The sequence below is a fragment of the Burkholderia guangdongensis genome, assembly GCF_013403875.1.
Lineage (GTDB): Bacteria > Pseudomonadota > Gammaproteobacteria > Burkholderiales > Burkholderiaceae > Burkholderia > Burkholderia guangdongensis.
In genome coordinates this window covers 346,666-370,000 of the sequence record NZ_JACBNX010000004.1, presented here as the reverse complement: position 1 = coordinate 370,000, position 23,335 = coordinate 346,666, and the positions used below count along the sequence as shown (strand labels likewise).

Sequence of the window (23,335 nt, the reverse complement as noted above, 5' to 3'; positions counted from 1 at the left end):
CGCTTAAGAAACGCAGAACCGACTAAAATGGTAGGTTCTCCGCCTCTTTTCATACGCCTTTAACATGCGCCAGCGAATCGCCAAACGTCTCCCCCCCGATGCCGACAAGCTGGTCGGCCTGTCGCTCGCGCTCTTCGCCTCCGGCAGCCGTATCGAAGATCGCTTCTGGGAAGCCAAGCTCGACGCGCTGCTCGCCAAGATCATCCGCAACGGCAATCAGACCACGCTCGACTCGGCGCTCGACCATCTTCAGCAGAATCATCCCGACGCCTACGGCGCGCTCGCCGACATGGCCGAAACGCATAGCGAATCCGTCGTCGTCGAGCACGACGGCCAGCCGCACGACGCACTGCTGATCGCCGTGCCCGTCCTCGCGTGGACGCGCTACATGATTCCGTCCGGCGCGCTGAAGGGCGACGTCGTCGACGCGCTGCGCACGCAGCTCCAGGCACACGTCCTCGCGAACGGCACGCTCGTCGGCCTCGCGCCGTTCCTGTACAGCATCGATCAGCTCCCGCGTCATCACGTCGAAACGTATCGTCTCGCGCAGCAGCTCGCGAACACCGCGTTTGGCCAGCACCCGGCCCGGATCAATTTCGGCGACCTGCCCGAAACGTCGCCGATCCTCGCCGACCCGCGCTTCCTGCTCGCCGTCGTCGCCGCGCCGTCGGGCGCCCCGCTGTTCCGCTGGCAGGAAGAGGAGCACGGCGCGCGAATCGAGCGCGGCCAGTGCCTCGAGCAGTGGACCGCCCAGGGCGGCCCCAATCTGTCCGTCGCGCTGCCCGGCTGCGAGTTCGAATGCCTGCTGCCCGACGCCTACTATTCGGCATGCCGCGACGCGGACGAACGGATCCGCCCGCATACCGTGCGCACCGCGATCCGCTATCTGTTCGACACGATCGGCGCGGCGCCGCAGGAACTGCGCGCCGTGGTCGCAGGCTTCGGCGAGCGTCGCATCGACGAATATCGCGTCGGCTTCACGCGCCGCGGCAGCAACGACGTCATCTACGGCGTCGTGTGGCCGCTCTATGGCCGCGAGAACGGCGAGGCGTCGGCGGACGATCCGACGCTCGAAGGCGAAGCGCCGACCGACGGCCCGCTCGAGGAAATCGTGAGCCTGCTGAAGGAATGCGGCGTCACGGATATCCGCCGGCATCCGGGCCGCTTCGAGCCCGAGTACTGCGACGATTGCGGCGTACCGCTCTATGCGGATCCGCTCGGCGAGATCGTCCATGCGGAAATGCCCGAGGACGCGTCGCCCGCTCAGCCGCATTTCCACTGACGGCGCATCCCCAGCCCCCCGCTCTCCGCTCTACGAAAAGGCCGCTCCGGCATCGCCGGCAGCGGCCTTTTCTTTGTCCCGGTGTTTGCGACATTTCCTAAACCTTTCAGCCAGGCCGACATTCTGTAAGTTTTTTGTCATGATCGAGCCTCGTGCATGACGCCAGACGCTCATCGACATTTACCGGATGGAGGCAGACTATGCGGTTCTTGGTACTCAACGCAGACGCGGAACGACGTGACGGACTGAAAACGCTCTTACGGCAGATCGCCCGTCACGCCGGCTACAACGACGCCCCCGACAACCTGCAGGCGAGGCGGCTCCTGCGTCGTCAACGCTTCGATCTCGTCGCGATCGACTGGCAGGACGTCCGGCGGCTCGCCGATCTGCAGGTACTCTGCAGCGCGTCGGCGCCCGCGCCCGTCGCCGTGCTGATCGACGACGTCACGCCCGACATCGTCCACCGGCTGTTCGATTGCGGCGTCGCCGGCGTGATCCCGCGCTCGACGCAGCCGCACCTGATCGTGCGCGCGCTCGAAATGGTGTTGCTCGGCGGCCACTACATCCCGCCGAGCGCGCTCGATCTCGCACCCGCGTCCGGCGCGCAGCACAGCGACGCGCATCTCCAGTCACTGATCAGCAAAATCCCGCGCCGCCCGGCATCCGGACTCCTGTCGCCGAGACAGACGCAGATCATGCGCTTCGTCCACATGGGCAGCACCAACAAGATGATCGCGCGCACGCTCGGCATCAGCGAAGGCACCGTCAAAATTCATCTGGCCAGCATTTTCCAGCAGCTCGGGGCGACCAACCGCGCCGCCGCGGTCGCGATCTACAACGGCTGGCTGCCGCCGCATCTCGAGGTGCTGCTGTCGAGCCGCGACGCGACGCGCAAGCCCGCGCTCGGCGAACGCGGCCCGATTCCGCTGCGCAACGCGAGCAGCTATCGCCGATATGCGCGCGCCGTCAACGAGGCGATGCAATCGGTGCCGCAGGCAGCCGAGCCGCCCGCGCCGTTCCATCCCGACCGGTAGCCGGAGCGCTCGCCCAGCGCCGCAACACCGCAACGCCGGCGCGTGTACCGATTCCCACGTTCGATGTTCAACGAGTAATATGAACACATGGGTTTTCTCTACACACCGCTTCCGCTCTGGGTTGGCATCGGTGGCTGGATCGCCGCCGCGGCCGTGCTCGCACTGGCGATCTGGAATCGCCCGTTCGCTCGTCTCCAGGATGCGACGCTCCAGCACGTCTGGCTCGCGCTCCTTACGGCCATCACGGTGCTGTGGGCATCGAACGCCTGGTTCGAAGACGGCTTCGTCATGCATCTGCTCGGCGCGACCCTGCTCGTCACGCTGTTCGACTGGACGCTCGCGCTCGTCGGGATGGCCGCGGTCACGGCCGTTGCCGCGATCGTCTTCGACGCGCCGTGGCAAGGTATCGGCCTCACCTATCTGGTCTACGGCGTGCTGCCGGTCGTCGTGTCGTCGCTGCTGCAGCGCGCGGCCAACGCATGGCTGCCGCACAACCTGCTCGCGTTCATCACCGGCCAGGGGGTCGTTTCGCCAGCGGTCGCGGTCGCCGCGGTCGCCGCCGCCGGAGCCGGCGTGCAGCTGGCGCTCAACGACGGCACGCCGGTCGTGATCCCATCCGGCTACATGCTGAACACCGCGATGCTCGCGCTCGGCGAAGCATGGTTTACCGGCATGGCGACGGCGCTCATCGCCGTCTATCGGCCCGCCTGGGTCACGACCTACGACGTGCGGCGCTACCGCCTCGGCGGGCCGCGCATGTAATTTTTTACGCCAGGATTGAACTCCTGCTCTTCTTCGGGCATCTTACGGGCCCGATGCCTCATTCGCTCCTCACTGACAACAAGATGGACAGTTCTCCCGCGTCGCTTCGAATCCTCGGAGCGTTCGGCAAGTTGGCAGCCTGTATCGCGGGCCTGTCGCTTACGATCTCCACACCGGTTTTCGCCGATCTCCTCGACCAGCGCAACGAACTCGTCAACAAGTTCGTCAACGAAATGCACGCCGATCCGCTCGTCGCCGACTGCGCCGCGCACGGCAGCTTCATCGCGAGCACGTCGTCGGCATTCGATCACGTCGATTTTCCGCCGGGCTCGTTCGACAGCGGCAACGCGTCGGTCACGCCGTGGAACGACTCGTTCGACGAGGGCAAGCAGCGCGTGAAGGTCGACAACGTCGTCACCGTCAACGGGCTCGGCATTCGCAACGACGGCGGCGATCCGGCGCAGCTCAAGTTCCGCTGCGGATACATCGGCCAGCAGATGCTCGCATTCAGCTGGAACGACCCGGTGCCGCCGCTGAAGCCGCGCGCCGAACGCTCGTCGTCGCCGACGAAGAAGCTGAAGGGCAAACGCGGCAAGTACAAGGCGAAGTCCGGTCACACCGGCAAGAAAGCGGTGGCGAAGCGCTCGACGGGCAAGAAGGTCGTGAAGAAGAAGGCCCGCAAGTCCTGACCCGAGCGAATGCAAAGAAGCCGGGGCATCGTGCAGATGCCCCGGCTTCTTTTTTGCGGCCACGAACCGGCTGAAACCCGCCGGCGTTACGCGAACGTCCGCACGTGCTGCAGGATCGCGCCCAGCATCGCCGCGCCGAGCGCCGCGCTGCGCTCGCCGTTCCAGCCGACGCGCTCGTCCGGCAGATTCGCGTTGTCCTTGAACGGCATTTCGAGCGTCAGCGACAGGCAGCCGAAGCGATGCCCGATATATTTCGACGCGAGCTTCAGCGCATCCTGTTGATACTTGCTCGCCGCATAGCCGTGCTCGTCCTGGAAGTCGGGGCTCGCGTGCTTGAACGCGTCGATGAACGCAGCCTGCTCCTTGCGTTGCTGCTCGGTGAAACCCGGCAGCATCTCCGAGCCCGCGACGAACACGTAAGGCAGATCCTCGTCGCCGTGGATGTCGAAGAACAGATCGCAGCCGGTCGCGTGGATCGCTTCGCGCACGGCCAGCACCTCGGGGCTGCGCTCGGCGTCCGGCTCCATCCATTCGCGGTTCAGGTTCGCGCCCGCCGCGTTGGTGCGCAGGTTGCCGCGCACGCTGCCGTCCGGATTCATGTTCGGCACGATATGGAACGTCGCGTGGTCGTAGAGCTTGCGCGCGACCGGATCGCCCGCCCAGTCGCCCCAGCCCGCGAGCCGCTTCACGAGCCCTTCGACGAACCACTCGGCCATCGTCTCGCCCGGATGCTGGCGCGCGATGATCCACACCTTCTTCTTCGGCGCGCCGTCCGCGCCGTCCGCATCCGGCACGCCGAGCGTCAGCAGCGACATCGGCCGGCCTTCGACCGTGCGGCCGAGCTCGGTCACGCTCGCGTGCGGCAGTTGCTGCACCGCGCCGAGAAACGCCGCGTGGCGCTCCTCCGAATACGGCTCGAAGTACGCGTAGTAGACGCTGTCGAACTCGGGCACGTGCTCGATCGTCATCGTCTTGCCGTCGAACGACGTCGGCACGCGGAACCAGTTCACGCGGTCGTAGCTCGCGGCCGCGCTGTAATTGCGCCAGCCCGACGGATACGCGCAGTCGGCCGCGTTCTCGAACGCCATCACGCAGCGTTCGCCGCGCGCGCCCGTCAGCCGATAATAAAACCACTGCGCGAACTCCGAGCGGCTGTCGCCGCGCACGCGCAGACGGATCGCGTCCGCGCGCTCGCACGACACGACGTCGATCGCGCCGGCGTCGAAATTGCTGGTGATCGAAAGGGTCATGGTCTCTCCATGCAAAGCTGTCCGAGCGGTCTCGTGAACCGCCCCGACGATTACTCGCCGATTCGCCGGCGATAGACGTAGGTTGCATCGTTCGACGCGGCTTCGTCGAACGCATAGCCTTCGGCCGCGAACGCCTTCAGCGCATGCGGCTTCGTGATGCGGTTCTCGACGACGTAGCGCGCCATCAGCCCGCGCGCGCGCTTCGCGTGGAAGCTGATGATCTTGTAGCGGCCGCCCTTCCAGTCCTCGAACACCGGCGTGATCACCGGCGCGGCGAGCAGCTTCGGCCGGACCGACTTGAAATATTCGGACGACGCGCAGTTGATCAGCACGCGCGACGCGCCACGGCGGCTTTCGAGCAACTCGTTCAGCGCGCGCGTGATCCGGTCGCCCCAGAACGCGTACAGATCCTTGCCGCGCGCGTTCGAGAAGCGCGTGCCCATTTCGAGACGGTACGGCTGCAGCAGGTCGAGCGGGCGCAGCAGCCCGTACAGGCCCGACAGCACGCGCACGTGCTGCTGCGCGTAGTCGAGATCGGCGGCCGACAGCGATTTCGCGTCGAACCCCTCGTAGACGTCGCCGTTGAACGCGAGCACCGCCTGCTTCGCGTTCGCGGCCGAGAACACCGGCGACCAGTCCGCGTAGCGCTGGAAATTCAGATGCGCGAGCTGATCCGAAATGCTCATCAGCGACGCGATGTCCTGCGGCGAAAGCTTGCGCAGCCCGTCGATCAGCTCCGCCGCGTCGCCGGCGAATGCCGGCTCGGTGTAGGTCGGAACATGGGCGGGCGTGTCGTAGTCGAGGGATTTCGCGGGAGACAGAACGATTATCATAGAGGCTCGCCGGCACCCGGTGCCGCGCGATCAGACGAAAACCACCGATTGTAACGAATGCCCGACTCTCTCGCCCCGCCCGCCGCATGCCGCGTCGTGCTCGACTCGAACGTCTGGATCGACATCCTCGTATTCGACGATCCCGCCACGCGCCCGATCCGCGCGGCGCTCGAGCGCGGCACGCTCGTCGCGCTGATCGACGCGCGCTGCCTGTACGAGCTCGAGCGCGTGCTCGACTATCCGCAATTCCGCGCGCGCGCGGTCGACAAGGCGGCCGCGCTCGCGACCGTCGCGCGCCTCGCGCGGCCGGTCGATCCCCGCCCGGGCGGCGACGTCGCGCCCGCGCTGCCGAAGTGCAAGGACCGCGACGACCAGAAGTTTCTCGAGCTCGCGCATGCGGCGCAGGCCGAGTGGCTGGTGTCGAAGGACCGCGCGCTGCTGAAGCTCGCGCGCCGCACTGCGCGCGATTTCGGCTTCCGGATCGCGGAACCCGCGCCGTTCGCCGCGGCCGCATGCGCCAGCGCCGATGCGGCCGACACGACCACGCCCGCCTCCACGCCTGCATCCACGCCCGCCTGACGCGGCCATTTTCGACGTCACCGATCAATACTGCTTACGCCATGTCCACGACTCCCGCTTTCCCCTCGCGCCTGCCGACCGTCGGCACGACGATCTTCACCGTGATGAGCGCGCTCGCCGCCGAGAAAGGCGCCGTCAACCTCGGTCAGGGCTTCCCGGATTTCGACTGCGATCCGAAGATCGTCGACGCGGTCGCCGCCGCGATGCGCGGTGGCCACAACCAGTATCCGCCGATGCCCGGTGTCGCGCCGCTGCGCGAAGCGATCGCGGACAAGATCGAACGGGTCTACGGCCGCCGCTACGATCCGGCGACCGAGATCACCGTGACGGCCGGCGCAACGCAGGCGCTGCTCACCGCGATCCTCTGCGCGGTGCATCCGGGCGACGAGGTGATCGTCGTCGAGCCGACCTACGACAGCTATCTGCCGTCGATCGAGCTCGCGGGCGGCAAGCCGGTGTTCGTCACGCTGGAGGCGCCCGACTTCGCGATCCCGTTCGACCGCCTCGCGGCCGCGATCACGCCGAAAACGCGGATGATCGTGATCAACACCCCGCACAACCCGACCGGCACGGTCTGGCTCGACACGGACATGCGCAAGCTCGAGGACATCGTGCGCGGCACGAATCTGCTGATCGTGTCCGACGAGGTCTACGAGCACATGGTCTACGACGGCGCGCGCCACGAGAGCGTCGCGCGCTATCCGGAACTCGCCGCGCGCAGCTTCATCGTGTCGAGCTTCGGCAAGACCTATCACGTGACCGGCTGGAAGGTCGGCTACGTCGCCGCGCCGGCCGCGCTGACCGCGGAGTTCCGCAAGGTCCATCAGTTCAACGTGTTCACCGTGAACACGCCGATGCAGTTCGGCCTCGCCGATTACATGCGCGATCCGGCGCCGTATCTGACGCTCGCCGGCTTCTACCAGGAGAAGCGCGACTTCTTCCGCGCGGGCCTCGAGCGCACGCGCTTCAAGCTGCTGCCGTGCCCGGGCACGTACTTTCAGTGCGTCGACTACTCGGCGATCAGCGATCTGTCGGAGGCGGAATTCTCGACGTGGCTCACCGCCGAGATCGGCGTCGCCGCGATTCCGGTGTCCGCGTTCTATCACGCGCCGCACGAATCGGGCGTCGTGCGCTTCTGCTTCGCGAAGCAGGAAAGCACGCTCGCGACCGCGCTCGAACGGCTTGCAAAGCTGTAAACGGCAAGCGGGCGGCTCAGGCCGCCCGCGCGATTCACGCCCCGCGCGATGCGGGGCGCCGCGTTCAAGGACGCTTCGCGTTCGCCGCGAGATACGCCTTGCGATCCTCCGCGACGCGCTGCGCGGCCGGCCGCTCGCCGACCTTCTGCGCGTGCGCCTTCCAGTCGATGCCGGCTTCGAGCACGAAGTCGCGCCCGTAGATCGTCTTCGTCGCGAGCGCGACGAGCGGCAGATGGATCGACGCGGCGATGTCCGCGAGGCCGAACGTATCGCCGAGCACGTACGGCGAGAACGACGTCATCCGCTTGAACCCACCGAGCGCGTGCGTGAGCTTCTTCTCGACGTGCCCCTTCGTGCCGTCGCTGATCTTCGCGCCGAAAAACGCCTCCGGATACAGATCGCGCGCCGACCATTCGAGGTACAGTTCGAGCGTCGTGATCAGCTCGCGCACCTTCGCCTTCTCGAACGGATCGGCCGGATAGATCGGCTTGTCCGGATGACGATCCGCGAGATACTCGACCATCACCTGCGACTCGGCCAGCACGCCCTCGTCGGTGCGCAGGAACGGCACCTTGCCGAACGGCGTTGCCGCGAGCGTCTCGGCGTCGCGGATCGGCAGCGCGACCGGTATCTCCTCGAACGCAATGCCGTGCTCCAGCATCACGAATTTGACCTTGTTGTAATAATTGGACAACGGAAAACCGCAAAGCTTGAGCATCGGAGTCTCCTGATCGATGAGCATTCGCATGAGGCGGCGCCGGCCGCGCGGGGGATGATTCGTCGCGCTGAAAAGCACGTTCGTGCTAGTCTAAAGCACTTTTGCGTCCGTCATGACATACATCATTGCATTCGCGAACGTGGCTGCGAAGCGCAGCGCCACGCACCGCCCCAACCGACTGGAGACACACTCGCATGAGTGCCGAACTGCTGGCGTCACGCCCGACCGAGAGCGAAACGACGCTCGTCCTGACCCTGTCCAATCCCGGCGCGCGCAACGCGCTGCATCCCGACATGTACGCGGCCGGGATCGAGGCGCTCACGACTGCCGAGCGCGATCCGTCGATTCGCGCGATCGTGCTGACGGGCGCCGACCGCTTCTTCTGCGCGGGCGGCAACCTGAACCGCCTGCTCGAAAACCGTTCGAAAGATCCGTCGGTCCAGGCCGAGAGCATCGACACGCTCGGCGAATGGGTGAATGCGCTGCACACGCTGACGAAGCCGGTCATCGCGGCCGTCGAGGGCGCGGCCGCCGGCGCGGGCTTCTCGCTCGCGCTCGCGTGCGACCTGATCGTCGCGGCCGACGACGCGAAATTCGCGATGTCGTACGCGCGCGTCGGCCTCACGCCCGACGGCGGCGGCTCGTGGTTCCTCGCGCGCTCGGTGCCGCGCGCGCTCGCGGCTGAAATCATGTTCGAGGCGAAACCGGTCGGCGCCGCGCGGCTGCACGAGGTCGGCGTCGTGAACCGGCTCGCGAAGCCGGGCCATGCGCTCGCCGACGCGCTCGCATGGGCCGATTCGCTCGCCGGTATCTCGCCGAACTCGCTCACGCGGATCAAACAGTTGCTCGACGATGCGCCGGCTCAGCCGCTCGCCGCGCACCTCGTCGCCGAACGCGACCATTTCGTCGCGTCGCTCCACCATCCGGACGCGCTCGAAGGCATCTCCGCGTTCCTCGAAAAGCGCCCGGCCAACTACAAGCGATGATCATGCCTGCCTACGAACTGCCGAAGCGCCGCCGCATCTATCTGATGCGCCACGGCGACGTCACTTATTTCGACGCGAGCGGCCGCGTGATCGACCCCGACAACGTGCCGCTCAACGAGCGCGGCCGCGCGCAGGCGAGCGCCGCCGGGCGCGTGTTCGCCGAGCAGGCGATCCGCTTCGACCGCGTGATCGCGAGCGGCCTGCCGCGCACCGTCGAGACCGCGCAGCGCGTGCTCGCCGAGACCGGCCAGCGCATCGACATCGAGCTCGAGCCCGCGTGGCGCGAGATTCGCGGCGGCCATCTGTCCGAGATGCCGCCCGACCAGCAGCGCGACGCGTTCCTGCGCGTGTTCGAAGGCGTCGTGCCCGAGACGACGCGCTTTCTCGGCGGCGAGACGATCGGCGAGCTGATCGACCGGGTGCTGCCGCCGCTCGCCGCGCTGCGCGCCGATCGTTCGTGGGACACTGCGCTCGTCGTACTGCACGGCGGCGTGAACCGCGCGCTGCTGTCGCACGCGATGCTGCCGGGCCAACGCGTGTTCATCGGCCATCTGTCGCAGGCGACCGGCTGCATCAACGCGCTCGATGTAGGCGACGCACCGAACGACTGGGTGATCCGGATGATCAACCATGCACCGCCCGAAGCGCTGCATCGCGACGTCCGCAATACGACGATGGAATTGCTGTATCAGCAGTTCCTGACCTTCTCGCAAGCCTGAGCGCCATCCCGGGCCGGTACGCCGGCTCGGGATGGCCGCGAAGCATGAGACTGGAGACACAGTGGCTCAACAGAACGATCCCGCCTCGACGGCCACCGATTACACCGCGTTCGAGGGCACCGCGCCCGTCGGCGAGCGCCAGCGCTTCGACGCCGACGCGCTCGCGCGCTGGCTCGCCGAGCACGTCGACGGCTTCGCCGGCCCGCTGACCGTCGAGCAGTTCAAGGGCGGCCAGTCGAACCCGACCTTCAAGCTCGTCACGCCGACGCGCAGCTACGTGATGCGCGCGAAGCCCGGCCCGGCCGCGAAGCTGCTGCCGTCCGCGCATGCGATCGAGCGCGAGTATCGCGTGATGGCCGCGCTCGCCGACACCGACGTGCCCGTTGCGCGGATGCACGCGCTGTGCGACGACGAAAGCGTGATCGGCCGCGCGTTCTACGTGATGGCGTTCGTCGAAGGGCGCGTGCTGTGGGACCCGGCGCTGCCCGGCATGTCGCCCGACGCGCGCGCCGCGCACTACGACGAGATGAACCGCGTGATCGCCGCGCTGCACACGGTCGATCCGGCATCGGTCGGGCTATCCGACTACGGCAAGCCCGGCAATTACTTCGCCCGCCAGATCGGCCGCTGGAGCAAGCAGTATCTCGCGTCCGAGACGGAGCCGATCGACGCGATGCACCGGCTCATCGAATGGCTGCCGCAGCACATGCCGGCCGACGAAGGCCGCCCCGTGTCGATCGTGCACGGCGACTACCGGCTCGACAACCTGATCTTCCATCCGACCGAGCCGCGCGTGCTCGCGGTGCTCGACTGGGAGCTGTCGACACTCGGCGATCCGCTCGCGGACTTCGCGTACCACTGCATGACGTGGCACGTCGATCCGCAGCAGTTCCGCGGCATCGCGGGGCTCGACTGGCAGGCGCTCGGGATTCCCGACGAAGCCAGCTACGTCGCGCGCTACTGCGAGCGCACGGGCCTGTCGATTCCCGGCGACTGGAATGTCTATCTGGCCTACAACATGTTCCGCATCGCGGCGATCCTGCAAGGGATCATGAAGCGCGTCGTCGACGGCACCGCGTCGAGCGCGCAGGCGCTCGATGCCGGCCGGCGCGCGCGGCCGATGGCGGAGCAGGCCTGGAAATACGCACAGAAGGTGCGCTGACGCGCGCCGCCCCCTCTTTCCCGACTCTTTCCCGACGTCTTCCCACCCCGAGGCCGACGATGCACTTCGACTACACCCCGAAAGTCCAGATGCTGCGCACGCAGCTCAACGCGTTCTTCGACGAGCACATCTATCCGAACGAGCAGGCGTTCCACGACGAAGTGGCCCGCAACCGCAACGCCGGCAACGCATGGAAGCCGGTCTCGCTGCTCGAGCCGCTGAAGGAAAAGGCGCGCGCGGCGGATCTGTGGAATCTGTTCCTGCCCGAATCGTCGCGCGGCGCCGGGCTGACCAACCTCGAATACGCGCCGCTCTGCGAAATCATGGGCCGCGTGCCGTGGGCGCCCGAGGTGTTCAACTGCAGCGCACCGGACACCGGCAACATGGAAACGATCGAGCGCTACGGCACGGACGAGCACCGGCGCACGTGGCTCGAGCCGCTGCTCGACGGCAAGATCCGCTCGGCATTCCTGATGACGGAGCCGGAAGTCGCGTCGTCGGACGCGACGAACATCCAGACCCGCATCGAGCGCGACGGCGATTCGTACGTGATCAACGGCCACAAGTGGTGGTCGTCGGGCGCCGGCGACCCGCGCTGCAAGGTGTACATCGTGATGGGCAAGACCGATCCCGACGCGCCGCGCCACGCGCAGCAATCGATGATCCTCGTGCCGTCCGACGCGCCGGGCATCACCGTGCACCGGCCGCTCAACGTGTTCGGCTACGACGACGCGCCGCACGGCCACATGGAGATCACGCTCGAGAACGTGCGCGTGCCCGTGTCGAACATCCTGCTCGGCGAAGGCCGCGGCTTCGAGATCGCGCAGGGGCGCCTCGGGCCGGGCCGCATCCATCACTGCATGCGGCTCATCGGCCTCGCGGAGCGCGCGCTCGAGCTGATGTGCCGCCGCGCGATCGCGCGCGTCGCGTTCGGCAAGACCGTCGCGGCGCAGACGGTCACGCAGGAGCGCATCGCCGAGGCGCGCTGCATGATCGAGCAGGCGCGCCTGCTCACGCTGAAGGCCGCATACATGATGGACACCGTCGGCAACAAGATCGCGCGCGCGGAGATCGCGATGATCAAGGTCGTCGCGCCGAACATGGCGTGCCAGGTGATCGACTGGGCGATGCAGGTGCATGGCGGCGGCGGCGTCAGCGACGACTTCCCGCTCGCGTATGCGTACGCGAACGCGCGCACGCTGCGGTTCGCGGACGGCCCCGACGAAGTACACCGTAACGCAATCGCGAAGATGGAGCTCGGGCGCTACGCGGGGTGATGACGCGCGGGCGGCAGGGGTCGCCCACGCCGGTCGCCCACGCCGGTCGCCTGCAGCCCGCATCGATCTATGCTCTAATTTCCGCCTGTTCGCGGCGCCCATGCGGCGCCGCTTTCGCGCACGCAAAGAAGGAGCCACGATGATCGACGTCTACAGCTGGGCGACCCCGAACGGCCACAAGGTGCACATCATGCTCGAGGAGACGGGCCTCGACTACCGCGTGCATCCGATCGACATCGGCGCCGGCGACCAGTTCAAGCCCGACTTCCTGCAGATCAGCCCGAACAACAAGATCCCCGCGATCGTCGATCCGGACGGCCCCGGCGGCCAGCCGATCTCGTTGTTCGAATCGGGCGCGATCCTGATCTATCTCGCGGAAAAGACCGGCCGGTTCCTGCCGGCCGACCCGCTCGCGCGCTACGCGACGCTGCAGTGGCTGATGTTCCAGATGGGCGGCATCGGGCCGATGCTCGGCCAGGCGCATCATTTCCGGCTGTACGCGCCGGAGAAGATCGGCTACGCGATCGACCGCTACACGAACGAGGCGCGGCGCCTGTACAACGTGATGGAAACGAAGCTCGGCGAGACCGAATATCTGGCCGGCGACGCGTACACGATCGCGGATATCGCGACGTTCCCGTGGACCCGCTCGTGGCAGAACCAGGGCATCGCGCTCGACGAGTTGCCGAACGTGAAACGCTGGCACGAGGCGATCGCCGCGCGGCCCGCTGTGCAGCGCGGCGTCGACGTGCTCGCCGCGCAGCGCAAGGCGCTGCAGGACGACGCAAAGGCGCGTGAAGTGCTGTTCGGCGCGACGCAGTACGCGAAGCACTGACCCCGCTTCAACGAAAACGAACGGAGAAGCGGCGGGCGCCGCCTCTGCCGAACCGCACGTTCAGAAATAATGCAGCGTGACGAACTCCGCGATGCAGACGACGAGCGGCTCGCCCGCCTGCTCGATCTGCACCGACACGGCCCACGTGACCTGCGCGCCGCCGCGCGCCGCATCGGCGACTTCCTTCACCGAGAACAGCGCGCGCACGCGCGCGCCGACCGGCACCGGTTTCACGAAGCGCACACGGTTCAGCCCGTAGTTGACGCCCATCTTCTGCTCGAAGCGCACCGCTTCGGCCATCAGCGCGGGAATCAGCGACAACGTCAGGAACCCGTGCGCGACCGGCCCGCCGAACGGCGACTCGCGCCGCGCGCGCTCCGGATCGATGTGGATCCACTGATGATCGCCGGTCGCGTCGGCGAACTGGTCGACCTGCCGCTGGCCGACCTCGAGCCAGCCGCTCGTGAACGGCTCGCCGCCCAAACAGGCCTGCAGCGCCTGCAAGGACGCGATCACCGGCAACGTGACGTCGGTCATGCCTGCCCTCCTTCCGGATGGCGCAGCCCGAACATCCCCTTCGAGCGCACGGTGATCACGGTCTCGCCGGCCTGATTCACGCCGACCCACTCGGTCTCGACGATCCCGCGGTCCGGCTTGCTCGCGGACACGCGCTTGCCGAGCACCTTTTGATACATCGTGATCGTGTCGCCGACGCGCACCGGCTTCAGCCAGCGGATCTCGTCGATGCCGGGCGAGCCCATGCTCGTCGAGCCCTTGAGCCGATTGCGCACGAGCATGCCCATGAACACCGCGCACGTATGCCAGCCGCTCGCGACGAGCCCGCCGAACGGCGACGCCTTGCCGGCCGCCTCGTCGAGGTGGAACGGCTGCGGGTCGTAGCGCTCGGCGAACTCGATGATGTCGTCCGCCTCGAACGTATGCCGGCCGACCTCGGTCATGCTGCCGACTTCCAGATCTTCGTAACTGATTCCCACTGCGTTCCTCCTCGGGTTGAGCAGCGATCGCGGACTCCGCGTTCGGCCGGGCCGCGTCAGGCCGCTTCAGCCTGCGCGAAGTCCGGCAACGACGCGAAGCGCGCGAGATGATGGTCGGTATCGCCGAGCGTCGTGTCGATGATCGCGAGCCGCTTGAACAGATGCGCGGCCGCGACTTCGTTCGTCACGCCCATCCCGCCGTGCAGCTGCACCGCCTGCTGGCCGACGAACCGCGCGGCCTGGCCGATGCGCGCCTTCGCCGCCGACACCGCCTTGCGCCGCGCATCGGCGTCGCCGCCCGCATAGCGTACCGCAGCCAGATACGTGATGGAGCGCGCCTGCTCCGCGTGGATCAGCATCTCGACCATCCGGTGCTGCAGCGCCTGGAAGCGCGCGATCGGCACGCCGAACTGCTGGCGCGTCTTCGTGTATTCGACGGTCGCGCGGTTCAGCTCGTCGAGCGCGCCGACCGCTTCCGCGCACAGCAGCAGCGTCGCGTAGTCGGCGATCTGCTCGAGCGCGGCCTCGCCGCCGTCCTCACCGTTCTCCGCGCCCTTCAACAGCCGCGCGGGCGCGTCGTTCAGGCGGATCGTCGCCGCGCGCTGGCAGTCGATCGTCCGGTAATCGACGACTTCCGTGCCCGGCACGCCACGCTCGACCACGAACAGGCCGACCGCGCCGCTCTCGAGCCGCGCGGGCACGATCCACGCATCCGCCTGCGCGCCATGCTGGACGACCGACTTCACGCCGGTCAGGCGATATCCGTCGCCCTGCTCTTTCGCATGCGTGTCGATCGAGAACAGATCGTAGCGCGCATGCGGTTCGTGGAACGCAACCGCGAGACGCTTGCTGCCCGCCGCGACCGCTTCGAGCAGCGCGGCGTCGTCGCCCGCGCCCGAGCCCGCGATCCGCAGCGCCTCGATGCCGGTCGCCGTCGCCCAGTACGGCTCGACGACGAGCGCGCGCCCGAGCTCCTGCATCGCCACCAGCATGTCGACCGGGCCGCCGCCGAAGCCACCCTGCGCTTCGGGCACCGGCAGCGCGGTCAGGCCGAGTTCCGCGAACGCCTGCCATTGCGTGTCCGACACGCCGGTCTCGCCGTGCACGATCGCGTGGCGCGCGTCGAATCCGTACTGCTCGCTCAGATAACGGCGCAGCGCGTCGGCGAACTGCTGTTGTTCATCGGTGAAGTTGAAGTCCATGTGCCGCCCCTCACAGTCCGAGAATCATCTGCGCGATGATGTTCTTTTGAATTTCGTTCGAGCCGCCGTAGATCGACGTCTTCCGGTAATTGAAGTAGTACGCGGCGAGCGGCGCGGCATCGTCGTCGCCGGCGAGGCTGTGCTCGCGCTCGCCTTCGAGGAACGGCACGTCGAACGGCGCGGCCATCGGGCCGACCGCCTCGACCATCAGCTCGGTCAGCATCTGCTGCACCTCGGTGCCCTTGATCTTCAGCATCGACGCTTCCGGCCCCGGCCCCTTGCCGCTCGACTCGCGGCTCACGACGCGCTGCACCGTCACTTCGAGCGCCATCAGCTCGATCTCGAGCGCGGCGATCTTCGCGGAGAACACAGGATCGGCGATCAGCGGCTTGCCGTTCTTCTTCTGCTGCTGCGCGACGCGTTTCAGGAACGCGAGCTCGCGCTTCGAGTGGCCGACGCGCGCGATGCCGGTGCGCTCATGGCCGAGCAGATACTTCGCATAGGTCCAGCCGCGGTTCTCGTCGCCGACGAGGTTCTCGACCGGCACCTTCACGTCCTCGAAGAACACCTCGTTCACTTCGTGGTCTTCGTCGAGCATGATGATCGGACGCACGGTGATGCCGGGCGTCTTCATGTCGATCAGCAGGAACGAGATGCCCTCCTGCTTCTTCGCGCCGGGATCGGTGCGCACGAGGCAGAACATCATGTCCGCGTGCTGGCCGAGCGTCGTCCACGTCTTCTGGCCGTTGACGACGTAGTGGTCGCCCTGCCGCTCGGCGCGCGTGCGCAGCGATGCGAGATCCGAACCGGAGCCCGGCTCCGAATAGCCCTGGCACCACCAGTCGGTGCCGTCGAGGATGCGCGGCAGATAGTGGCGCTTCTGCGCTTCGCTGCCGTACTTCATCAGCACCGGCGCGACCATCGCGACGCCGAACGGCAGCACGCTCGGTGCGCCGAGCCGCGAGCACTCCTCTTCCCAGATGTGCCGCTGCGTCGCGTTCCAGGCCGGGCCGCCGTATTCGGCCGGCCACGCGGGCGCGGACCAGCCGCGCTTGCCGAGAATGCGATGCCAGCTCGCGAGGTCGTCGCGGTTCAGTCGCTTGTGATTGAGAACCTTGGCGCGCACGTGCTGAGGCAGGTTTGCCTCGATGAATGCGCGAATGTCGGCGCGGAACGCGTCGTCAGCGGGGGAATAATCCAAATCCATGCGAAGTGTCTCCTCGCCGCGGCCGCTCGGCCGGGCGAAGAAGACGCTGCGCAATGCTTATTGCAGCGTTTCCTTCAGCGCGGCCGGAATCGGCAGCGGCATCACGTCGATGCCTTCTTCGACCAAGGCTTGCGCATCCTCCGGCGTCGTGACGCCACGAATGCTGCGCGCGGGCGCCTCGTTGTAATGGATGCGCCGCGCTTCCTCGGCGAAGCGCTCGCCCACGTTCTCGGTCTTCTGCAGCACCTCGCGCAGCGCGTGCATCACCTGTGCCTGCAGCGCTTGCGGATCAGCCGGGCGCGCGTGCGTCGCACCTGACAAGTTCAGGCGCGGCGCGGATGGCATGCGGGTGATCTCGGTCGCCCCGCACGCCGGACATTCGACCAGCTTGCGGGACAACTGCGCTTCGAATTCATCGGCGGAAGCGAACCAGCCTTCGAACCGATGACCGTGCGGGCACTGCAAATCGAGAACCTTCATGCTGAATCAGGGCGTGTGCCAGTGTAGCGCAAAAAGAAATTTTGAGAACGGTCGTGCTAAAAAAAGAGCTGGCCGCTGAAGCTGCCTTTGAAGCGGCCTTTGAAGCAGCCGCCTCAGGGCGTGATCGCGGGCCCGAGCGGCCACGCGCCGGAGAGCGCCTTCTCGAGCCACATCGTACCGATGATCGTCTTCACGTCGGTGATCCTGCCGGTGCGCACCCATTCGACGACGTCGGACACGGGCGCGGTGAAGGTCTCGAGAAACTCGCCGTCGTCGAGTTTACTCTCGCCGGCCGTCAGGCCGCGCGCGAGATACAAGTCGATGAATTCGGTCGAATACGAAATGATCGGATGAATGCGCGCGAGGAACACGTACTCGCGCGCGGTGTAGCCGGTCTCCTCGCGCAGCTCGCGTGCCGCGCACGCGAGCGAGCCCTCGTTCGGATCGAGCTTGCCCGCGGGGAATTCGGTCATCACCTTGCCAATCGGATAACGATACTGGCGTTCCATCAGCACGCGGCCGTCGTCGAACAGCGGGATCACCATCACCGCGCCAGGATGCTGCACGTATTCGCGCGTCGCGTGCTTGCCGTCGGGCAGGCGCACGGTGTCGCGCTTCAGCTTGAGGAACGCACCGTCGTGAATCGACTCGCTTTCGACACAGGTTTCGGTCAGCGCGGCATCGTGATTGGGCAATTCGGCCATCGTCGGCTCCGGGAGGTTGAGCGCGACGGCGGCAGCCGCCGTCAGCGTCGTTTGATCAGGTATTGGAACGTGAAGCCGGGAAACGCGAACACGACGAACAGACTGAACGTGATCGCGTAGAACTGCCAGCCCTGTTCGAACCGGTTGCCGGCGCGCGACTCGAGCCAGAAGCCGAGGACGCCGACGATGAAATACAGCACGATCATCTCGCCGATCCTCAACCACGCGCTCTTCTTCGTCGCGCGCAGCGGCACGACGGCGAACAGGCGCTGGTTGAAGAACGGCAGGTTGGCGCACGCGAGCGCCAACAGCACGATGAACCAGCCTGCCGCCGACATTACAGCGTCGGCAGCGTGTGACGAATCGCCTGCAGGCAGACCGTCAGGAGCGGGCCCGGCACGATGCCGAGCACGACGACCGCGACACCGTTCAGCACGAGGATCGTACGCTTGCAGACATCGCCGCCGATCGGCGTCGCATCCTGCGGGGTGTCGAAGTAGATCAGCTTCACGATGCGCAGATAGAAGAACGCACCGAACAGCGACGTGATCACGGCCAGCACCGCGAGCCACACCAGCCCCGCGTTGACGATCGCCTCGAGCACCGCGAGCTTCGCGTAGAAGCCGACGGTCGGCGGAATGCCCGCGAGCGAGAACATCATCACCATCATCACGAACGCGAACACCGGGCTGCGCTTGTTGAGCCCCTTCAGGTCGTCGATCGTTTCCGCTTCGAAATCGCGGCGCGCGAGCAGCATCACCACGCCGAATGCGCCGAGCGTCGTGATCAGGTAGACGATCGTGTAGAACATCGCCGAGCTGTACGCGCTCGCCGGCGCGCTCGGGTCACCCTTCACGATGCCCGCGAGCAGGCCGAGCAGCACGAAGCCCATGTTCGAGATCGCCGAGTACGCGAGCATCCGCTTGATGTTGCGTTGAACGATACCCGTGATGTTGCCGACGATCAGCGACAGCGCGGCGAGGATCACGAGCGCCGTCTGCCAGTTCTGCGCGAGCGGCAGCAGGCCCATCACCAGGAAGCGCAGCCCCCACGCGAACGCCGCGACCTTCGGGCCGCCGCCGACGAACAGCGTCATCGCGGTCGGCGCGCCCTGGTACACGTCCGGCACCCACATGTGGAACGGCACGGCGCCGAGCTTGAACGCGATGCCCGCGACGATGAAGATCACGCCGAACATCAGCACGGCATCGTCGGTCGCGCCGCTGTTGACCGCCTTGTACACCTCGGCCAGATCGAGCGAGCCGGACGTCGCGCCATACAGCATCGAGATCCCGTACAGCACGAAGCCCGACGCGAGCGCGCCCAGCACGTAGTACTTCATCGCCGCTTCGCTCGACTGCGCGGAGCCGCGGCGCAGCGCGATCACGCCGTACAGCGACAGCGACATCAGCTCGAGGCCGAGATACAGCGTCAGGAAGTTGTTGCCCGACACCATGATCAGCTGGCCGAGCAGCGAGAACATGCCGAGCAGGAACACGTCGCCGCGGAACAGGTCGCGATCCTCGAGGTACTTGCGCGAGTACACGAGCGTGACCGCGAAGCCGAACGACACGACCGCCTTCATCGCGGTCGCGAACGGATCGACGACGATCATCCGCGAGAAGAAGTAGTACTGATGCGGATCGAGCACCTGCACCGAATACCACACGCCGGCCGCGGCCGACGACAGCACCGCGATCAGATAAGTGAGGCGGCGGCCGCTGGTGCCGGTGAAGGTGTCGTTCAGCCACGCGACGACGATGGCGGCCATCACCAGCGCATCAGGCAACAGGACATTCATAGGAGCGTTTTGCATGATCTTGATTTCCTCCGCTCGCGATTACTGGGCCAGCGGCAGTTTCGACTGCGCGACATGGGAGAGGAGGTTTTCGACGGACACGTGCATCACGTCGGTGAAAGGCTTCGGATACAGGCCCATCAGCAGCGTGAACGCAGCGAGCACGGCGAGCATGAAGAACTCGCGGCGGCCGATGTCCGTGAGCTTCGCGACGTGGTCGTTCGCGACCGCGCCGAAGTACACGCGCTTGTACATCCACAGCGTGTAGGCCGCGCCGAGGATCAGCGTGAACGCCGCGCCGAACGCGATCCAGAAGTTGTACTGGACCGCCGCGAGGATCACCATGAACTCGCCGACGAAACCGGACGTGCCCGGCAGGCCGCAGTTCGCCATCGAGAACAGCATCACCAGCGCCGCGAACTTCGGCATCACGTTGACGACGCCGCCGTAGTCGGCGATCTGGCGCGAGTGCACGCGGTCGTACAGCACGCCGATGCAAAGGAACATCGCGCCCGACACGAAGCCGTGCGAGATCATCTGCACGATCGCGCCTTCGACGCCGAGCTGGTTGAAGATGAAGAAGCCGAGCGTGACGAACCCCATGTGCGCGATCGACGAATACGCGACCAGCTTCTTCATGTCGGCCTGCACCATCGCGACGAGGCCGATGTAGATCACCGCGATCAGCGACAGCGAGATCACGACCGGCGCCAGATAGTGGCTCGCATCCGGCGTGACCGGCAGCGAGAAGCGCAGGAAACCGTACGCGCCGAGCTTCAGCATGATCGCCGCCAGCACCACGGAGCCGCCCGTCGGCGCTTCCACGTGCGCGTCCGGCAACCACGTGTGCACCGGCCACATCGGCACCTTCACCGCGAACGCGAGGAAGAACGCGATGAACAGCAGGATCTGCGGCGTCATCGCGATCTTCGCGTTCTGCCACGTCGCCAGATCGAACGTGTGCGTCTGGATGTACAGGTAGATCAGCGCGACCAGCATCAGCAGCGAGCCGGCCAGCGTGTACAGGAAGAACTTGAACGCCGCGTACACGCGGTTCGGGCCGCCCCACACGCCGATGATGATGTACATCGGGATCAGCGTCGCTTCGAAGAACACGTAGAACAGCAGGCCGTCAGCGGCGGAGAACACGCCGATCATGATCCCGGACAGGATCAGGAACGCAGCCATGTACTGCGACACGTGCTCGGTGATCACCTCCCAGCCGGCGATCACGACGATCACGTTGATGAGCGCGGTCAGCACGACGAACCACATCGAGATGCCGTCGACGCCGAGGTGATACGTGATGTTGAAGCGGTCGATCCAGTTCGCCTGCTCGACGAACTGCAGCGCGGCGGTGCTCGAATCGAAGCCGGTGACCAGCGGAATCGTGACCGCCAGGCCGAGCAGCGAGCCGATCAGCGCGATCCAGCGCGCCGGCCCCGGGTTCTTGTCGTTGCCGACGGCGAGCACGAGCAAGCCGAAAACGATCGGCAACCAAATCGCGGTACTGAGAATCGGAAAAGAGTGCATTAGTCGTTCCCCGCCTTATTTGCCGCCGAGCGTTACAAACAGGGTCAGGAGCCCCAGCATGCCGATGATCATGGCGAACGCGTAGTGATAGATGTAACCGGATTGGAGGAAGCGGATCACGCCGGCGAACCAGGCGACGAACCGGGCGCTGCCGTTGACGAGGCCGTCGATCACGACGACGTCGCCTTCCTTCCACAGGCCGCGGCCGATCGCAATCGAGCCCTTCGCGAACACGATCTCGTTGATCTTGTCCATGTAGTACTTGTTGTCGAGCAGCGTGTAGATCGGGCCGAACGCACGGCGGATCGCGGCAGGCAGCTCAGGACGCTTCAGGTACAGGAACCACGCGACGATCACGCCCGCGAGCGCGAGGTACACCGGCAGGCCGGTGAACGCATGCCCGACCATCGGCAGCCAGCCGGTGAATTCCTTGCCCATCTCTTCGAGCGCGGTGTGGTTTTCGCCGATGAAGACCACCTTGTCGAACGCGACGCCGTGCGCGAAGAAGTCGCCGAACAGCATCGGGCCGATCGCGATCGCGCCGATCACCACCGACGGAATCGCGAGCAGCACCAGCGGCACCCACACGACCCACGGGGTTTCGTGCGGCTCGTGCGCGTGGTCGTCATGACCGTGGCCGTGATCGTCATGGCCGTGGCCATGATCGCCGTGACCATGCGCGGCCGCCATCCCCATCGGCGACTCCGGATGCTTCGGATTGCGGAAGCGCTCTTCGCCGTGGAACACGAGGAAGTACATGCGGAACGAGTACAGCGCGGTCACGAACACGCTCGCGACAACCGCGAAGTACGCAAAGCCCGAACCCGGCAGGTGCGACAGCTTCACCGCGTCGATGATCGAGTCCTTCGAGTAGAAACCCGCGAAGAACGGCGTGCCGATCAGCGCGAGCGAGCCGATCAGCGACGTGATCCACGTGATCGGCATGTACTTGCGCAGGCCGCCCATGTTGCGCATGTCCTGGTCGTGGTGCATGCCGATGATCACCGAGCCCGCGCCGAGGAACAGCAGCGCCTTGAAGAACGCGTGCGTCATCAGGTGGAACACCGCGACCGAGTACGCGGACGCGCCGAGCGCGACCGTCATGTAGCCGAGCTGCGACAGCGTCGAATACGCGACGACGCGCTTGATGTCGTGCTGGACGATCCCGAGGAAGCCCATGAACAGCGCGGTGATCGCGCCGATCACCATGATGAAGGACAGCGCGGCGTCCGACAGCTCGAACAGCGGCGACATGCGCGTGACCATGAAGATGCCGGCCGTCACCATCGTCGCCGCGTGAATCAGCGCCGAGATCGGGGTCGGGCCTTCCATCGAGTCCGGCAGCCACACGTGCAGCGGGAACTGCGCGGACTTGCCCATCGCGCCGATGAACAGGCAAATGCAGGCCACCGTCAGCAGGCCCCAGTCGGTGCCCGGGAAGTGCAGGCTCGCGAGCTCCGCGCGCTTCGCGAACACTTCGCCGTAGTTCATCGAGCCCGCGTACGCGAGGATCAGGCCGATCCCGAGCAGGAAGCCGAAGTCGCCGACGCGGTTCACGAGGAACGCCTTCATGTTCGCGTAGATCGCGCTCTCACGCGTGAAGTAGAAGCCGATCAGCAGGTACGACACCAGACCCACCGCTTCCCAGCCGAAGAACAGCTGCAGGAAGTTGTTGCTCATCACGAGCATCAGCATCGAGAACGTGAACAGCGAGATGTACGAGAAGAAGCGCTGGTAGCCGTCCTCTTCCGACATGTAGCCGATCGTGTAGATGTGCACCATCAGCGACACGAAGGTCACGACGACCATCATCATCGCGGTCAGCGAATCGACGAGGAAGCCGACTTCGAGCTTCAGCGAGCCGACGTTCATCCATTCGTAGACGGTCGCGTTGTAGCTCGCGCCGCCCAGCACGTCCAGGAAGACTTTCGCGGACAGGAGGAATGCGATCGCGACGCCGAGGATCGTGATCCGGTGTGCGCCCTTGCGCCCGACTGCGTTCCCGAACAGCCCCGCAATCAGCGAGCCGGCCAGCGGAGCGAGCGGAATCGCCAGCAGCAGGTTTTCATTGAGTGTCGTTGACATAACAGCGTT

Annotated in this window: 24 protein-coding genes; 11 read left to right on the top strand and 13 right to left on the bottom strand. The window is 66.3% G+C overall.

The features are described from left to right. The first annotated feature begins 64 nt into the window (after positions 1-64). The 4 genes from HZI36_RS06615 (at position 65) to HZI36_RS06600 (ending at position 3,767) form a co-directional block, all read left to right on the top strand. Positions 65-1,282: a DUF2863 family protein gene (locus HZI36_RS06615; RefSeq protein WP_179401821.1), complete on the top strand. Its 1,218-nt coding sequence runs from the start codon at positions 65-67 to the stop codon at positions 1,280-1,282. A gap of 200 nt (positions 1,283-1,482) precedes the next feature. Further along, a complete protein-coding gene (locus tag HZI36_RS06610) occupies positions 1,483-2,316 on the top strand; it encodes a helix-turn-helix transcriptional regulator (RefSeq protein WP_179401820.1) in 834 nt (277 codons plus the stop codon). Between the two features lie 87 nt (positions 2,317-2,403). Continuing rightward, positions 2,404-3,078 carry an energy-coupling factor ABC transporter permease gene (locus HZI36_RS06605; protein WP_179401819.1) on the top strand — a complete coding sequence of 225 codons (675 nt, stop codon included), beginning with the start codon at positions 2,404-2,406 and terminating at the stop codon, positions 3,076-3,078. A gap of 53 nt (positions 3,079-3,131) precedes the next feature. Continuing rightward, positions 3,132-3,767 (top strand): BspC domain-containing protein, encoded by a 636-nt coding sequence (locus HZI36_RS06600; RefSeq protein ID WP_179401818.1) that lies wholly within the window; start codon positions 3,132-3,134, stop codon positions 3,765-3,767. Between the two features lie 86 nt (positions 3,768-3,853). On the opposite strand, the gene HZI36_RS06595 is transcribed toward HZI36_RS06600, so the two are convergent. Both HZI36_RS06595 and yaaA read right to left on the bottom strand, forming a co-directional pair. Beyond that, positions 3,854-5,017 (bottom strand): M14 family metallopeptidase, encoded by a 1,164-nt coding sequence (locus HZI36_RS06595; protein ID WP_179401817.1) that lies wholly within the window; start codon positions 5,015-5,017, stop codon positions 3,854-3,856. A gap of 50 nt (positions 5,018-5,067) precedes the next feature. Continuing rightward, a complete protein-coding gene (gene yaaA / locus HZI36_RS06590) occupies positions 5,068-5,850 on the bottom strand; it encodes a peroxide stress protein YaaA (protein ID WP_179401816.1) in 783 nt (260 codons plus the stop codon). Between the two features lie 57 nt (positions 5,851-5,907). Between yaaA and HZI36_RS06585 the strand changes: the two genes are divergently transcribed. Then, on the top strand, positions 5,908-6,429 hold the full coding sequence (locus HZI36_RS06585) for a putative toxin-antitoxin system toxin component, PIN family (RefSeq protein ID WP_179401815.1): 522 nt from the start codon (positions 5,908-5,910) through the stop codon (positions 6,427-6,429). A gap of 41 nt (positions 6,430-6,470) precedes the next feature. Next, complete coding sequence (locus tag HZI36_RS06580; RefSeq protein WP_179401814.1) at positions 6,471-7,625, top strand: pyridoxal phosphate-dependent aminotransferase; 1,155 nt, start codon at positions 6,471-6,473, stop codon at positions 7,623-7,625. A 64-nt stretch (positions 7,626-7,689) separates the two neighbouring features. Here the strand turns inward: HZI36_RS06580 and HZI36_RS06575 are convergent, their stop codons facing one another. Continuing rightward, positions 7,690-8,343, bottom strand: a complete 654-nt coding sequence (locus tag HZI36_RS06575) for a glutathione S-transferase family protein (protein WP_179401813.1) — start codon at positions 8,341-8,343, stop codon at positions 7,690-7,692. A 194-nt stretch (positions 8,344-8,537) separates the two neighbouring features. Between HZI36_RS06575 and HZI36_RS06570 the strand changes: the two genes are divergently transcribed. The 5 genes from HZI36_RS06570 to HZI36_RS06550 all read left to right on the top strand — a co-directional run bounded on the left by HZI36_RS06570 (position 8,538) and on the right by HZI36_RS06550 (position 13,322). After that, positions 8,538-9,329: an oxepin-CoA hydrolase, alternative type gene (locus HZI36_RS06570; RefSeq protein ID WP_179401812.1), complete on the top strand. Its 792-nt coding sequence runs from the start codon at positions 8,538-8,540 to the stop codon at positions 9,327-9,329. A 2-nt stretch (positions 9,330-9,331) separates the two neighbouring features. Then, positions 9,332-10,048: a histidine phosphatase family protein gene (locus tag HZI36_RS06565; RefSeq protein WP_179401811.1), complete on the top strand. Its 717-nt coding sequence runs from the start codon at positions 9,332-9,334 to the stop codon at positions 10,046-10,048. A gap of 31 nt (positions 10,049-10,079) precedes the next feature. Continuing rightward, entirely contained in the window at positions 10,080-11,210 is a 1,131-nt protein-coding gene (locus HZI36_RS06560; protein ID WP_218883684.1) for a phosphotransferase, read from the top strand. A gap of 59 nt (positions 11,211-11,269) precedes the next feature. Then, on the top strand, positions 11,270-12,487 hold the full coding sequence (locus HZI36_RS06555) for an acyl-CoA dehydrogenase family protein (RefSeq protein ID WP_179401809.1): 1,218 nt from the start codon (positions 11,270-11,272) through the stop codon (positions 12,485-12,487). Positions 12,488-12,626: 139 nt separating this feature from the next. Beyond that, on the top strand, positions 12,627-13,322 hold the full coding sequence (locus HZI36_RS06550) for a glutathione binding-like protein (RefSeq protein WP_179401808.1): 696 nt from the start codon (positions 12,627-12,629) through the stop codon (positions 13,320-13,322). A gap of 60 nt (positions 13,323-13,382) precedes the next feature. Here HZI36_RS06550 and HZI36_RS06545 read toward each other — a convergent pair whose 3' ends face one another. The 10 genes from HZI36_RS06545 to nuoL form a co-directional block, all read right to left on the bottom strand. Next, entirely contained in the window at positions 13,383-13,859 is a 477-nt protein-coding gene (locus tag HZI36_RS06545; protein ID WP_179401807.1) for a MaoC family dehydratase, read from the bottom strand. After that, positions 13,856-14,317 (bottom strand): MaoC/PaaZ C-terminal domain-containing protein, encoded by a 462-nt coding sequence (locus tag HZI36_RS06540; protein WP_179401806.1) that lies wholly within the window; start codon positions 14,315-14,317, stop codon positions 13,856-13,858. Before HZI36_RS06540 ends, HZI36_RS06545 begins: the two co-directional genes overlap by 4 nt. Before the next feature lie 56 nt (positions 14,318-14,373). Further along, positions 14,374-15,519, bottom strand: coding sequence for an acyl-CoA dehydrogenase family protein (locus HZI36_RS06535; protein ID WP_179401805.1), 1,146 nt, complete (start codon positions 15,517-15,519; stop codon positions 14,374-14,376). A gap of 10 nt (positions 15,520-15,529) precedes the next feature. After that, on the bottom strand, positions 15,530-16,726 hold the full coding sequence (locus tag HZI36_RS06530) for an acyl-CoA dehydrogenase family protein (RefSeq protein ID WP_179401804.1): 1,197 nt from the start codon (positions 16,724-16,726) through the stop codon (positions 15,530-15,532). Positions 16,727-16,783: 57 nt separating this feature from the next. Continuing rightward, positions 16,784-17,206: a DUF1178 family protein gene (locus HZI36_RS06525; RefSeq protein ID WP_179401803.1), complete on the bottom strand. Its 423-nt coding sequence runs from the start codon at positions 17,204-17,206 to the stop codon at positions 16,784-16,786. A 113-nt stretch (positions 17,207-17,319) separates the two neighbouring features. Further along, positions 17,320-17,910 carry an NUDIX domain-containing protein gene (locus tag HZI36_RS06520; RefSeq protein ID WP_179401802.1) on the bottom strand — a complete coding sequence of 197 codons (591 nt, stop codon included), beginning with the start codon at positions 17,908-17,910 and terminating at the stop codon, positions 17,320-17,322. A 41-nt stretch (positions 17,911-17,951) separates the two neighbouring features. Beyond that, positions 17,952-18,248 (bottom strand): DUF2818 family protein, encoded by a 297-nt coding sequence (locus HZI36_RS06515; RefSeq protein ID WP_179401801.1) that lies wholly within the window; start codon positions 18,246-18,248, stop codon positions 17,952-17,954. Next, positions 18,248-19,711, bottom strand: coding sequence for an NADH-quinone oxidoreductase subunit NuoN (nuoN, locus tag HZI36_RS06510; RefSeq protein WP_179401842.1), 1,464 nt, complete (start codon positions 19,709-19,711; stop codon positions 18,248-18,250). Before nuoN ends, HZI36_RS06515 begins: the two co-directional genes overlap by 1 nt. 39 nt (positions 19,712-19,750) lie before the next feature. Further along, on the bottom strand, positions 19,751-21,241 hold the full coding sequence (locus HZI36_RS06505) for an NADH-quinone oxidoreductase subunit M (protein ID WP_179401800.1): 1,491 nt from the start codon (positions 21,239-21,241) through the stop codon (positions 19,751-19,753). A gap of 15 nt (positions 21,242-21,256) precedes the next feature. Further along, entirely contained in the window at positions 21,257-23,326 is a 2,070-nt protein-coding gene (gene nuoL, locus HZI36_RS06500; protein ID WP_179401799.1) for an NADH-quinone oxidoreductase subunit L, read from the bottom strand. Positions 23,327-23,335: the final 9 nt, after the last annotated feature.